We start from the raw sequence: 13,847 nt of genomic DNA on the forward strand, positions 1-13,847 counted from the left end.
TTAACCGGCTAAACGCGCCAGTAGGGAACTGCCTGATGAGGAGACTGCGCTGATGCGAGCCTCACGCCCTTGCGCCTGGTAATCTAAGTGGATTTCGACATCCGGGTCAGGCAAGACACCCGCACCTTGTTGCGGCCACTCCACCAGGCAAATGGCGTCGTTGGCAAAATAGTCGCGGATCCCCATAAATTCCAGCTCCTCGGGATCCGCAAGACGGTACAGATCGAAATGGTAAACCATTAAATTTTCAAGCGTGTAGGGCTCAACCAGGGTGTAAGTAGGACTTTTTACGTTACCCTTGTGGCCTAGCGCCTGTAAAAAACCGCGGCTAAAGGTCGTTTTCCCCGCGCCCAGATCGCCATACAGATAAATCACCGTTGCGCCCTGGCAAGCCTCTGCCAGACGCTTACCCAGTGCTAAAGTGGCCTGCTCGTCAGGTAATGGAATCACTCGATTAGTCATTTTCTACATCAATCACATTCGGGTTTACAACACGCCGCAGCGTGTCAAAAAGATCGGTGGCCAGCATACCGCGCGTGCCGTAGTGAACGGCAAGTTTGTCGGCTGCTGCGCCATGGGCTACACAACCCGCGCAGGCGGCATCGTAAAGGGGGAGTTTTTGTCCGAGCAACGCGCCGATAATACCGGAGAGTACATCACCCATACCGCCGCTCGCCATCCCCGCATTGCCGGCATCAACAATGCCCAGCGCGCCTGATTCACAGGCTACAACGGTTCCCGCCCCTTTTAAAACGACAACACCACCGTAACGTTGTACCAGACGTTGCGCAGAAAGTAAGCGATCGCTTTCAATTTCTGCGATGCTACAATTTAGCAGCCGCGCGGCCTCGCCGGGGTGTGGCGTCAGGATGCGATTGTGACGTTTATCCGGATTGATTGCCAGAAGGTTCAGCGCGTCGGCATCCCAGAGCATCGGTTTCCGGACGTTTTCAACTTTCTGCAGCGCCTGTTTGCCCCATGCTTGCTGGCCGAGCCCGGGTCCTATCACCACGACATCCGCCCAGGCGAGGCTCTCTTCCAGTGAGTGCGCGGTCAGTTCATGCAGCATCAGCTCTGGCCGGGCAGTGATAATAGGCGCGATGTTCTCTGCGCGCGTCAGCACGCGTACCAGACCTGCACCTGTACGCAGGGCAGCCTCACCCGTCATCCGTATCGCCCCCGCCGTACCGTGATCGCCACCGATAATCACCAGCTTACCGTGGTCCCCTTTTTGCGAAGTCGCCCGACGCGGTGCCAGCCAACCTGACAACTGACTGGCCTCAAAGCGGGTCATTGCCGTCTCCTGCCCTGCCAGCCACGCGTCTAGCCCCAGGGCGTTATGGTGAAGCTTGCCGACTACGTCCCGCGCTTTGCCCGTCAACAGACCGGGTTTTAGCGCGATAAAGGTCACCGTCCGGGCAGCCTGAATGACCGCACCAGGTGTGGCCCCCGTCTGAGCCAGTAATCCCGAGGGAATATCGAGCGCCATCACGGGCGCGGGATGCGCATTAGCATGGTCAATCAGCGCGGCAACCGGGTCGCGCGGCGCGCTGCGAAGCCCGGTACCAAGCAGCCCATCAATGATCAGATCGACCTCTTCTGGCCAGCATACGTCGGGAGCATGAATGACACCGCCCGCGTTAAGCCAGGCGTCCCTTGCCGCCTGGGCTTCTTCTGGTAAAGGGTTGTCGCTCTCTAATGCCAGCAGCGTGACGCTAAACCCGGCGGCAAGCGCCAGCCGGGCCACCACGTAGCCATCGCCGCCGTTGTTGCCGTGCCCGCAAAGGATGAGCCAGTGTGCTGCATCCGGCCAGGCTTCACGCGCCACGGTAAACGCCGACTCGCCCGCGCGCTGCATCAGCTCATAAAGGGTAATGCCAAGGCTATCAGCAGCCTCTTTTTCGGCGCGACGGAGGTCATCCGCAGGCCAGATGGAATGTGGTATACTTGCGGGGTTTTTCTTCACAGTATGGTCCGTCATGTCACAGCCCCTCGATCTCAATCAGTTAGCGCTAAATATTAAACAGTGGGGCGCCGAGCTTGGCTTTCAGAAAGTCGGCATCACGGATACCGATCTCTCTGCCAGCGAGCCAAAACTGCAGGCATGGCTGGATAAACAATACCACGGCGAAATGGAGTGGATGGCGCGACACGGCATGATGCGTGCCCGTCCGCATGAACTCTTACCGGGTACCCTACGCGTCATTAGCGTACGCATGAACTACCTTCCCGCTAATGCGGCATTTGCCCGCACGCTGAAAGATCCGACATTAGGTTACGTGAGCCGTTATGCCCTGGGGCGTGATTATCATAAGCTTCTGCGTAACCGACTAAAAAAACTGGGCGAGATCATTCAGCAGCATTGCGATTCGCTGAATTTTAGACCCTTTGTCGACTCTGCGCCTATTCTTGAGCGCCCGCTTGCGGAAAAAGCCGGTCTCGGCTGGACTGGTAAGCACTCACTTATCCTGAGCCGTGATGCCGGTTCGTTCTTTTTTTTAGGTGAATTACTGATCGATCTCCCTCTCCCGGTGGATAGCCCGGTTGAAGAGGGCTGCGGTCGCTGTGTGGCCTGCATGACCATCTGCCCTACGGGAGCGATTGTTGAGCCCTACACGGTGGATGCCCGCCGCTGTATCTCTTATCTCACCATCGAACTGGAAGGGGCCATCCCTGAAGAGTTCCGACCGCTTATCGGCAACCGTATTTACGGCTGCGATGATTGCCAGCTGATCTGCCCCTGGAACCGCTATTCACAGTTAACGGATGAAGATGATTTCAGCCCGCGTAAGGCGCTACATGCCCCACCGCTTGTCGAGCTGTTTGCCTGGAGCGAAGCCTGGTTCTTAAAGGTAACGGAAGGTTCGGCTATTCGCCGCATCGGCCATTTACGCTGGCTGCGAAATGTCGCAGTGGCGCTGGGCAATGCGCCGTGGAGCGAGGCGAATATTCAGGCGCTGGAAAGTCGTAGAGGTGAGCACCCACTTCTCGATGAACACATCGAATGGGCGATTGCGCAGCAGATTGAGAAGCGGAATGCGTGCGTTATCGAAGTACAGCTACCGCAAAAACAACGCCTTGTAAGGGTGATCGAAAAAGGGTTACCGCGGGATGCGTGATATATTCACACCCTGTGAATAAAATTAAAAACCGAGGAATCATCATGGGTAGCTTACAGGTCAAGAGATCGCCATAACATTTTGAAATGAAATTTTATTGCCAAATTTCAGTGAGTTATAAAGATACTATTCACCAGGCGAAGTTTTTACATATTGACGCAAATCGAACAAACCTGTGGATAAGTCTGTTGAGGAAAGTTTTTCAGAAACAATACAAATCACCCGCGGCGAGGGTTCTCGCTGTGGATATCTAAGAGGAGAGAAAATTTGGAGCGGGAAACGAGACTCGAACTCGCGACCCCGACCTTGGCAAGGTCGTGCTCTACCAACTGAGCTATTCCCGCTTGGGTGGTCTTACTGTGTAGCGAACAAATTTTGGAGCGGGAAACGAGACTCGAACTCGCGACCCCGACCTTGGCAAGGTCGTGCTCTACCAACTGAGCTATTCCCGCTTGGGTGGTCTTACTGCGTAGCGAACAAATTTTGGAGCGGGAAACGAGACTCGAACTCGCGACCCCGACCTTGGCAAGGTCGTGCTCTACCAACTGAGCTATTCCCGCAAATCTGTTGCTGTCGTAACGAATAAATCCTGTCGTTACGGGAGGCGCATTATACGAGAAATCCTTTTAGCTGCAACCCCCCTCAAAGCGTTTTTTTAGAAATTCAGTTCAAGTGATGGAATATTCATCGCTTTGCGCGTTTTTACACCATGCAGCCCTTCTGACGGCCGGGTAAGGCACAAGCACTACCCGGCAACGCCCTGAATCAAAGCTGAATAAAGTGTTCGCGATAGTATGCCAGCTCCGCCACTGACTCACGAATATCGTCCATTGCCTGGTGCGTGCCCTGCTTCTTGAAGCCATCCAGGATTTCAGGTTTCCAGCGACGCGCCAGCTCTTTCAAGGTGCTGACGTCCAGATAACGGTAATGGAAGTACGATTCCAGTTCCGGCATATATTTAAAAAGAAAACGGCGATCCTGCCCGATGCTATTGCCACAGATAGGCGATTTACCTGCAGGTACCCACTGTTTCAGAAATTCAATGGTGGCCAGTTCCGCTTCGCGATCGCCCTTGTTACTGGCTTTGACACGATCCACTAGCCCGCTGCCGGTATGGGTGCGCACGTTCCAGTCATCCATCAGCGCCAGCTGTTCGTCGCTTTGATGAACCGCAATGGTCGGCCCTTCCGCCAGGATATTGAGGTTCGCATCGGTGACCAGGGTCGCAATCTCAATGATGCGATCGCGCTCGGGATCCAGCCCGGTCATCTCAAGATCGATCCAAATCAGGTTATTTTCATCCGCGCTCATGTTATTTTCCACCCTTCTCGCATAACCCGCCGCGGCAGGTTAACTAGTATTGATTAGTGTGTATCATAGAGGTTTTGCCCGTTACGGGCGACCAGGAGCCAGCACGATTGAGTAAAAATAAACTCTCCAAGGGGCAGCAGCGCCGGGTGAAAGCCAATCACCAGCGTCGTCTTAAAACCACTGCGGAGAAAGCCGACTACGATGACAACCTGTTTGGCGATACGGCTGAAGGCACGGTTATTAGCCGCTTTGGTATGCACGCCGATGTGGAATCTGAAGACGGCAGCGTGCACCGCTGCAATATTCGTCGCACCATCCGTTCGCTGGTTACCGGCGATCGCGTCGTCTGGCGTCCAGGTAAAGTGGCAGCGGAAGGGGTGCTGGTAAAAGGCATCGTAGAGGCGGTACATGAGCGCACGTCGGTGCTGACGCGCCCTGATTTCTACGACGGCGTTAAGCCGATCGCTGCCAATATCAATCAGATCGTCATCGTTTCGGCCATATTGCCTGAGCTGTCGTTGAATATCATCGACCGGTATCTGGTGGCCTGCGAAACCTTGCAAGTTGAGCCGTTGATCGTACTGAATAAAATCGATCTGCTCGACGACGAAGGCATGGCGTTCGTGAACGAACAAATGGATATTTACCGCAAGATTGGCTATTGGGTACTGATGGTCTCCAGCCATAAAAAAGATGGACTGTTACCGCTGGAAGAAGCGTTGACTGACCGCATCAGTATCTTTGCCGGGCAATCAGGCGTGGGTAAATCGAGCCTGCTAAATAACTTACTGGGGCTGCAGAAAGAGATCCTGACCAATGATGTCTCTGATGTCTCCGGACTTGGCCAACATACCACTACTGCCTCACGCCTGTATCACTTCCCTCACGGCGGCGACGTGATTGACTCGCCTGGGGTGCGCGAATTCGGTTTATGGCACCTCGAACCGGAACAAATCTTTAACGGATTTGTCGAATTCCATGACTATTTAGGCGCTTGTAAATACCGCGACTGCAAGCATGATAACGACCCTGGCTGCGCAATTCGCGAAGCGGTCGAAAACGGTGACATTGCGGAAACCCGTTTCGAAAACTATCACCGCATTCTCGAAAGCATGTCTCAGGTAAAAACGCGTAAAAGCTTTTCTGAATCTGATGACTGACAACTAAGCTTAGCGTCGCTAAAATCGTCCCCCATTTTCAGGTTCCGGCTGTTAACAGCCGGATCAGGAACGACAAAACAATGGCCTGGAGGCTACCTTGTTAAACTCATTCAAACTTTCGCTTCAATACATTCTGCCAAAACTGTGGCTCACTCGCCTGGCGGGCTGGGGCGCGAGCAAACGAGCGGGCTGGCTGACAAAGCTGGTAATCGACCTGTTCGTAAAATATTACAAGGTCGATATGAAAGAGGCGCAGAAGCCGGATACAGCCAGCTACCGCACCTTTAACGACTTCTTTGTTCGCCCGCTGCGCGACGAAGTTCGCCCACTGAATACCGACCCAAATGTCCTGGTCATGCCTGCCGATGGGGTCATCAGCCAGTTAGGTAAAATCGAAGAAGATAAGATTTTGCAGGCGAAAGGCCATAACTACAGCATGGAAGCACTGCTGGCAGGTAACTACCTGATAGCTGACAAGTTCCGCAATGGCTCTTTCGTAACCACTTACCTGTCACCGCGCGACTACCACCGTGTACATATGCCTTGTAACGGTATTCTGCGCGAAATGATCTACGTACCGGGCGACCTCTTTTCCGTTAACCACCTGACCGCGCAGAACGTACCGAATTTGTTCGCCCGTAACGAGCGCGTCATTTGCCTGTTTGATACTGAATTTGGCCCCATGGCGCAGATTTTAGTCGGTGCGACCATTGTGGGCAGCATTGAAACCGTCTGGGCTGGCACCATCACGCCACCGCGTGAAGGCGTGATCAAGCGCTGGACATGGCCTGAAGGTGAAAGCGAAGGTTCCGTCGCTCTGCTGAAAGGCCAGGAGATGGGTCGTTTCAAGCTCGGCTCGACCGTTATCAACCTGTTCGCACCGGGCAAGGTGGATCTGGTCGAGTCGTTGCAGAGCCTCTCCGTAACGAAGATTGGCCAACCGTTAGCCCTCTCTACCGAGACCTTCGTTACGCCGGACGCGGAACCCGCCCCGCTTGCTGAGGAAGAGATTGCCGCTGAACTTGACGCCAGCCCGCTTGTTGACGATAAGAAAGCTGAAAGCTAATTAAAGGACCGCTGACGTGCGCCCGATTATCATTTTTCTGATGGCCTGGTGCCTCAGTACGGGGGCGTACGCTGCGACGGCCCCTGATGCCAAACAGATAACCCAGGAGCTGGAGCAGGCGAAAGCGGCTAAACCCGCGCAGCCTGAAGCCGTTGAGGCACTCCAGACCGCACTGAACGCCCTCGAGGAGCGTAAAGGTTCCCTCGAGCGCGCTCAGCAATATCAGCAGGTTATCGATAACTTCCCCAAACTCTCTCAGACGTTACGCTCTCAGCTGAATAATCTGCGCGATGAACCGCGTGAGGTGCCAGTGGGAATGACCACCGACGCCCTCAATCAGGAGATCCTGCAGGTCAGTAGCCAACTGCTGGAAAAAAGCCGTCAGGCGCAGCAAGAGCAAGAGCGCGCCCGTGAAATTGGCGACTCCCTGAACCAACTGCCGCAACAGCAAACCGACGCCCGCCGACAGCTTAATGACGTTGAGCGTCGCGTAGGAACACAAGCCGGCAACACAGCCCAGAGTCAGGCGCAAAATATCGCCATTCAGGCCGAGTCCGCCAAACTCAAAGCGCTGGTGGATGAACTTGAGCTGGCACAGCTGTCTGCGAATAACCGTCAGGAACTGGCACGCATGCGCTCTGAGCTTGCGCAGAAGCAGAGCCAACAGCTTGATGGCTACTTACAGGCCCTACGTAATCAGTTAAACAGCCAGCGCCAGCGCGAAGCAGAACGCGCGCTGGAGAGCACAGAACTGCTGGCTGAAAACAGCGCCAACTTGCCACCGGACCTGATCGCCCAGTTCAAAGTAAACCGTGAGCTGTCGGCTGCCCTTAACCAGCAGGCCCAGCGGATGGATCTGGTCGCATCGCAGCAGCGTCAGGCCACCAATCAAACCTTACAGGTACGCCAGGCGCTAAATACCCTGCGCGAACAGTCTCAGTGGCTGGGATCGTCGAATCTGCTTGGCGAAGCCCTGCGTGCCCAGGTGGCACGTCTGCCTGAGATGCCGAAACCACAGCAACTTGATACCGAGCTGGCGCAGTTGCGAGTGCAGCGTTTGCGCTATGAGGATCAACTCAACAAACAGCCGCAGCTACGTCAGATCCGCCAGGCCGACGGCGCGCCGCTGACAGCCGAGCAAAACCGCATTCTGGAAGCCCAGTTGCGTACTCAGCGCGAACTGCTGAACTCGCTTTTGCAGGGTGGTGATACCCTGATTCTGGAGCTGACCAAGCTGAAGGTGTCTAACAGCCAGCTCGAAGATGCGCTGAAAGAGGTGAACGAGGCGACCCACCGCTATCTGTTCTGGACGTCTGACGTACGCCCGATGACCATCTCCTGGCCGATTGAAATTGTGCAGGATTTACGGCGCCTCATCTCGCTGGATACTGTCAATCAACTCGGCAAAGCCAGCATCATGATGCTGACCAGCAAGGAGACCATATTCCCGCTGCTGGGGGCGCTGATTCTGGTCGGATGCAGTATCTACTCCCGCCGCCACTTTACTCGCTTCCTGGAACGTTCTAGCGCTAAAGTTGGGAAAGTGACGCAAGACCATTTCTGGCTCACTCTGCGTACCGTGTTTTGGTCTATCCTGGTGGCGTCACCCTTGCCGGTGCTGTGGATGACGCTGGGTTATGGTCTGCGTGAAGCCTGGCCTTATCCGCTGGCCGTAGCGATCGGCGATGGGGTAACCGCTACGGTACCGCTGCTATGGGTCGTTATGATCTGCGCCACATTTGCCAGACCCAGTGGGCTTTTTATTACCCACTTCGCCTGGCCGCGTCACCGCGTCACACGAGCGATGCGCTACTACCTGATGAGCATCGGGCTGATTGTGCCGCTCATCATGGCGCTGATCATGTTCGATAACTTGAGCGACCGAGAGTTCTCTGGCTCGCTTGGCCGCCTGTGCTTTATTTTGATTTGTGGCGCGCTGGCGATAGTTACCCTGAGCCTGAAGCGTGCGGGGATCCCGCTCTATGTCGATAAAACCGGCAGCGGTGACAATATGTTTAACCGTCTGCTCTGGAATATGCTGCTCAGCGCTCCGCTGGTTGCCATTCTGGCCTCTGCCGTAGGCTATCTGGCTACCGCACAGGCCCTGCTGGCGCGTCTTGAGACCTCGGTCGCCATCTGGTTCTTGCTGCTGGTGGTGTATCACATTATCCGTCGCTGGATGCTGATTCAGCGGCGGCGTCTGGCTTTCGATCGGGCTAAACATCGCCGCGCGGAAATTCTTGCTCAGCGCGCCCGTGGTGAGGACGAACCGCAGCACACCACCAGCACTGAAGGCACCGCGGAGATTGATGAGGTTGAGCTGGACCTTGATGCCATCAGTACCCAGTCTCTGCGTCTGGTGCGTTCCATTCTGATGCTGATTGCCCTGCTGTCAGTGATCGTGTTGTGGTCTGAAATTCACTCGGCGTTTGGCTTCCTTGAGAACATCTCCCTGTGGGATGCCACCTCAACCGTCCAGGGCGTTGAGAGCCTTGAGCCCATCACGCTTGGCGCCGTTCTGATCGCCATTCTGGTGCTGATTATCACCACCCAGTTGGTACGGAACTTCCCTGCCCTGCTGGAACTCGCCCTGCTGCAGCATCTGGATCTCACGCCAGGCACCGGCTACGCCATTACCACCATCACCAAATACCTGATCCTGCTGCTGGGTGGGCTGGTCGGTTTCTCGATGATTGGTATTGAGTGGTCGAAACTGCAGTGGCTGGTCGCCGCATTGGGTGTGGGGCTCGGCTTTGGTTTGCAGGAGATTTTTGCCAACTTCATTTCTGGCCTGATCATCCTGTTCGAAAAACCGATTCGTATCGGCGATACCGTGACGATCCGCGATTTGACGGGCAGTATTACGAAGATCAATACCCGCGCGACCACCATCAGCGACTGGGATCGCAAAGAGATCATCGTGCCGAATAAAGCGTTCATCACCGAGCAGTTTATCAACTGGTCACTGTCGGATTCGGTGACGCGTGTGGTCTTAACCGTGCCCGCTCCTTCCGATGCCGACAGCGAAGAGGTGACGAAGATCCTCTATACGGCGGCCGATCGCTGCTCGTTGGTGATCAATACACCGGAACCGGAAGTCTTCCTTGTTGACCTTCAGCAGGGGATCCAGATCTTCGAACTGCGCATTTATGCCGCTGAAATGGGCCATCGTATGCCGTTGCGTCATGAGATCCACCAGCTGATTCTCGCTGGCTTCCGTGAGCATGGCCTGGAAATGCCGTTCCCGCCTTTCCAGATGCGTCTGGAAAGTCTGGATGGGCGTAAGACGGGAAGAACTTTGACGTCGGCGGCGCGTTCCCGTCCGGCGGGAAGTTTGTAACGCCTTCACCCTCTCCTGCGGGAGAGGGTGAAAAAGAATTACGCGCGATCAACCGTAAAGGCAATCACGTCGCCCAGTTGCTCGGCGCCTAGCGCCAGCATCACCAGACGGTCTACGCCCAGCGCGACGCCGGAACAGTCCGGAAGACCGGCTGTTAATGCGTCCAGCAGGTTAGTATCAATAGGCTGCTGTGGAAGACCGCGGGCATTGCGCTTGCGGTTATCCTGCTCGAAACGTTGCTGCTGTTCACGAGCATCGGTTAATTCGTGGAAGCCATTCGCCAGCTCAATGCCCTTGTAATAGACCTCAAAACGTTCCGCAACGCGGTGATCTTCGGTGCTGATCTGCGCGAGCGAGGCCTGACTTGCCGGGAAGTGATAGACGAACGTCGGGCGGTCTTTACCAATCTGTGGCTCAACGCCAAAGGCAAACAGCAGTTGCAGTAAGGTATCGCGATCTTCTTCGGTGTCCGCCACATTGCTCAGATCGAGTTTGGCTGCCACTTCACGTAGCTGGGTTTTATCCGCTGAAAGAGGATCAATCTCCAGATAGCGCTGGAATGCTTGCTGATAAGAGAGCGTTTCGGCTTCTGCACACTCCAGAACCTGCTGCAGCAGATCATCCACCTCGTTCATCAGGCGATACATATCGTAATGCGGACGGTACCACTCCAGCATGGTGAACTCAGGGTTGTGATGACGTCCCATCTCTTCATTACGGAAACTACGACATAGCTGGAATACCGGGCCACAACCCGCCGCCAGCAAGCGCTTCATGTGGTATTCCGGGCTGGTCATCAGATAGAGGTTCATCCCCTGAGAGTGGCCAGGTCCAACAAAACGGGTTTCAAACGGGACCAGATGAATATCAGTCACCGTCGCCTGACTCATGCAGGGCGTCTCCACCTCCAGCACACCGCGATCGGCAAAGAAACGGCGAATTTCCGCCATGATTGCTGCGCGTTTTAACAGGTTTGGGATGGATGCGCTCGGCTGCCAGGTGGCCGTTTCGCTCATGAGATTTTCTCCGATTTCAGACAAGGGGACGAAGTCTACTCGTTACCCCGAGCGGAGACAAATTTTGCACAGTGAAATAGCCATTTTTTATTTAGGACATTAATTGCGTGTCGCAATTCATCAATCACGATGATAAATCGCGCGGTAGAACCGCAAAAAAATCGAACACGTCAAATTTCCCTCACGTCTGTGCGGCTATACTGCTTTACCCATAAAGGAGCAGTGGAATCGTTTTTGCATCCGCCCATTCGGAAAAGAACCCTCTTGATGGTCGCCGTGATGCGAAATAACAATATCTGGAGGAATGTCGTGCAAACCTTTCAAGCCGATCTCGCCATCGTTGGCGCTGGCGGAGCAGGATTACGCGCTGCAATTGCTGCAGCGCAGGCCAATCCGAACGCCAAAATCGCTCTGATTTCCAAAGTTTATCCCATGCGCAGCCATACGGTTGCCGCGGAAGGCGGTTCTGCCGCCGTTGCGCAGGATCATGATAGCTTTGAGTACCATTTTCACGACACCGTCGCCGGGGGCGACTGGCTTTGCGAGCAGGATGTCGTCGATTATTTCGTACATCATTGCCCAACCGAGATGACGCAACTGGAACAATGGGGTTGCCCGTGGAGCCGCCGCCCGGACGGCAGCGTCAATGTGCGCCGTTTTGGTGGCATGAAGATTGAGCGCACCTGGTTTGCCGCCGACAAGACCGGCTTCCATATGCTTCACACCCTCTTCCAGACCTCCCTCCAGTTCCCACAAATTCACCGCTTCGATGAGCACTTCGTGCTGGATATTCTGGTCGATGACGGGCACGCGCGCGGCCTGGTGGCGATGAATATGATGGAAGGCACGCTGGTGCAGATCCGCGCGAATGCGGTGGTGATGGCGACCGGGGGTGCAGGCCGGGTATATCGCTACAACACCAATGGCGGCATCGTTACCGGCGATGGCATGGGTATGGCGCTCAGCCACGGCGTGCCGCTGCGTGACATGGAATTTGTGCAATATCACCCCACCGGCCTGCCGGGTTCGGGCATTTTGATGACGGAGGGTTGCCGCGGTGAAGGCGGGATCCTGGTCAATAAAGATGGCTACCGTTATTTGCAAGATTACGGCATGGGCCCTGAGACTCCACTCGGCGAGCCGAAGAATAAATATATGGAGCTTGGCCCACGCGATAAGGTGTCTCAGGCATTCTGGCACGAGTGGCGTAAAGGCAACACGGTTCCGACGCCGCGCGGCGATGTGGTCTGGCTGGATCTTCGTCACCTGGGCGAGAAAAAGTTACTTGAACGCCTACCGTTCATTTGTGAACTGGCGAAAGCCTACGTGGGCGTGGACCCCGTGAAAGAGCCCATTCCGGTACGCCCGACAGCACACTACACCATGGGCGGCATTGAAACCGATCAGCAGTGTGAAACACGTATTCAGGGGCTGTTTGCCGTGGGCGAATGCTCCTCTGTAGGCCTGCACGGGGCAAACCGTCTGGGGTCCAACTCGCTGGCCGAACTGGTAGTCTTTGGCCGCATGGCTGGCGAAAAAGCGATGGCGCGAGCAGCAACCTCAGGCGAGGCCAATAGTGCCGCGCTGGATGCACAGGCTGCGGATGTCGAAAAACGCCTGAAAGCGCTCGTTAACCAGGAAGGCAGTGAAAACTGGGCGAAGATCCGCGATGAGATGGGCCTCTCCATGGAAGAGGGCTGCGGCATCTACCGTACACCTGAACTCATGCAGAAAACCATCGACAAGCTGGCGGAGCTCCAGGAGCGTTTTAAACGCGTACGTATTACCGACACCTCCAGCGTGTTCAATACCGATCTGCTGTACACCATCGAGCTGGGCCACGGCCTTAACGTAGCCGAATGTATGGCTCACTCGGCAATGGCGCGCAAAGAGTCACGCGGCGCGCATCAGCGTCTGGATGAAGGCTGCACCGAGCGCGACGATGTCAATTTCCTCAAGCATACCCTCGCTTATCGCGATGCAGACGGCACAACGCGTCTGGACTATAGCGATGTGAAGATTACTACGCTGCCACCGGCGAAGCGTGTGTACGGTGCAGAAGCGGAAGCAGTCGATAAGAAGGAGACGGCGAATGGCTGAGATGCAAACGCTGAAAGTTGAAGTGGTGCGCTACAACCCGGAAGTGGATTCCGCACCGCACAGCGCTTTCTATGAAGTGCCTTATGACGAGCAAACCTCCCTGCTGGATGCGCTCGGCTATATAAAAGATAATCTGGCCCCGGACCTGAGTTACCGCTGGTCATGCCGCATGGCGATTTGCGGTTCATGCGGCATGATGGTCAATAAAGTGCCGAAGCTTGCCTGTAAAACCTTCCTGCGAGATTACCCTAAAGGCATCAAGGTAGAAGCCCTGGGCAACTTCCCGATCGAGCGCGACCTGGTTGTCGATATGACCCACTTTATCGAAAGCCTGGAGGCGATTAAACCGTACATCATTGGTAACCCACGCACCCCGGATCAGGGGCCGAACGTGCAAACGCCGGCACAGATGGCGAAATACCATCAATTCTCCGGCTGCATCAACTGCGGCCTCTGTTACGCTGCTTGCCCACAGTTTGGCCTGAACCCGGAGTTCATCGGCCCGGCCGCCATCACGCTGGCACACCGCTATAACGAAGACAGCCGCGATCGCGGTAAAAAAGAGCGTATGGCACAGCTCAATGGCCAGAACGGCGTCTGGACCTGTACGTTTGTGGGTTACTGCTCGGAAGTCTGTCCGAAGCACGTCGACCCGGCCGCCGCTATCCAGCAGGGTAAAGTTGAAAGCTCGAAAGACTTTCTTATCGCCACCCTGAAACCACGCTAAGGAGTGCG

The 13,847-nt window shown here is 55.4% G+C and carries 10 protein-coding genes and 3 tRNA genes; 6 read left to right on the forward strand and 7 right to left on the reverse strand.

All coding sequences use genetic code 11. The features are described 5' to 3' along the window. Both tsaE and nnr read right to left on the reverse strand, forming a co-directional pair. Positions 1-462, reverse strand: a complete 462-nt coding sequence (tsaE, locus tag WFN75_RS14535; protein ID WP_207292856.1) for a tRNA (adenosine(37)-N6)-threonylcarbamoyltransferase complex ATPase subunit type 1 TsaE — start codon at positions 460-462, stop codon at positions 1-3. Then, complete coding sequence (nnr, locus tag WFN75_RS14540) at positions 455-1,981, reverse strand: bifunctional ADP-dependent NAD(P)H-hydrate dehydratase/NAD(P)H-hydrate epimerase (protein WP_336996394.1); 1,527 nt, start codon at positions 1,979-1,981, stop codon at positions 455-457. The genes tsaE and nnr overlap by 8 nt, the downstream gene beginning before the upstream one ends. Here nnr and queG point away from each other — a divergent pair. Then, positions 1,980-3,119 carry a tRNA epoxyqueuosine(34) reductase QueG gene (gene queG, locus WFN75_RS14545; protein WP_040077506.1) on the forward strand — a complete coding sequence of 380 codons (1,140 nt, stop codon included), beginning with the start codon at positions 1,980-1,982 and terminating at the stop codon, positions 3,117-3,119. The genes nnr and queG overlap by 2 nt on opposite strands. 268 nt (positions 3,120-3,387) lie before the next feature. Here the strand turns inward: queG and WFN75_RS14550 are convergent. From WFN75_RS14550 to orn, 4 genes are all read right to left on the reverse strand, one after another. Continuing rightward, a tRNA-Gly gene (locus tag WFN75_RS14550) sits at positions 3,388-3,463 on the reverse strand. Positions 3,464-3,495: 32 nt separating this feature from the next. Then, positions 3,496-3,571 (reverse strand) — tRNA-Gly (locus WFN75_RS14555). Between the two features lie 32 nt (positions 3,572-3,603). After that, positions 3,604-3,679: transfer RNA gene (locus tag WFN75_RS14560), tRNA-Gly, on the reverse strand. Between the two features lie 205 nt (positions 3,680-3,884). Then, positions 3,885-4,430, reverse strand: coding sequence for an oligoribonuclease (gene orn / locus WFN75_RS14565; protein ID WP_336996395.1), 546 nt, complete (start codon positions 4,428-4,430; stop codon positions 3,885-3,887). Positions 4,431-4,537: 107 nt separating this feature from the next. Between orn and rsgA the strand changes: the two genes are divergently transcribed. The 3 genes from rsgA to mscM all read left to right on the forward strand — a co-directional run bounded on the left by rsgA (position 4,538) and on the right by mscM (position 9,996). Next, a complete protein-coding gene (rsgA, locus tag WFN75_RS14570) occupies positions 4,538-5,590 on the forward strand; it encodes a small ribosomal subunit biogenesis GTPase RsgA (protein ID WP_336996396.1) in 1,053 nt (350 codons plus the stop codon). Positions 5,591-5,687: 97 nt separating this feature from the next. Then, entirely contained in the window at positions 5,688-6,656 is a 969-nt protein-coding gene (gene asd / locus WFN75_RS14575; protein ID WP_336996397.1) for an archaetidylserine decarboxylase, read from the forward strand. Positions 6,657-6,672: 16 nt separating this feature from the next. After that, entirely contained in the window at positions 6,673-9,996 is a 3,324-nt protein-coding gene (gene mscM, locus WFN75_RS14580; RefSeq protein WP_336996398.1) for a miniconductance mechanosensitive channel MscM, read from the forward strand. A 38-nt stretch (positions 9,997-10,034) separates the two neighbouring features. On the opposite strand, the gene epmA is transcribed toward mscM, so the two are convergent. Next, a complete protein-coding gene (gene epmA, locus WFN75_RS14585) occupies positions 10,035-11,012 on the reverse strand; it encodes an elongation factor P--(R)-beta-lysine ligase (RefSeq protein WP_040077514.1) in 978 nt (325 codons plus the stop codon). 309 nt (positions 11,013-11,321) lie between these two features. Here epmA and frdA point away from each other — a divergent pair, with 309 nt between their 5' ends. Both frdA and WFN75_RS14595 read left to right on the forward strand, forming a co-directional pair. Further along, positions 11,322-13,112, forward strand: a complete 1,791-nt coding sequence (gene frdA, locus WFN75_RS14590; RefSeq protein WP_336996399.1) for a fumarate reductase (quinol) flavoprotein subunit — start codon at positions 11,322-11,324, stop codon at positions 13,110-13,112. Next, positions 13,105-13,839 carry a succinate dehydrogenase/fumarate reductase iron-sulfur subunit gene (locus tag WFN75_RS14595; protein WP_263616673.1) on the forward strand — a complete coding sequence of 245 codons (735 nt, stop codon included), beginning with the start codon at positions 13,105-13,107 and terminating at the stop codon, positions 13,837-13,839. Before frdA ends, WFN75_RS14595 begins: the two co-directional genes overlap by 8 nt. The last annotated feature ends 8 nt before the right edge of the window (positions 13,840-13,847 follow it).

It is taken from the genome of Leclercia sp. UBA7405, from assembly GCF_037152215.1.
GTDB classification, from domain to species: domain Bacteria; phylum Pseudomonadota; class Gammaproteobacteria; order Enterobacterales; family Enterobacteriaceae; genus Enterobacter; species Enterobacter pneumoniae.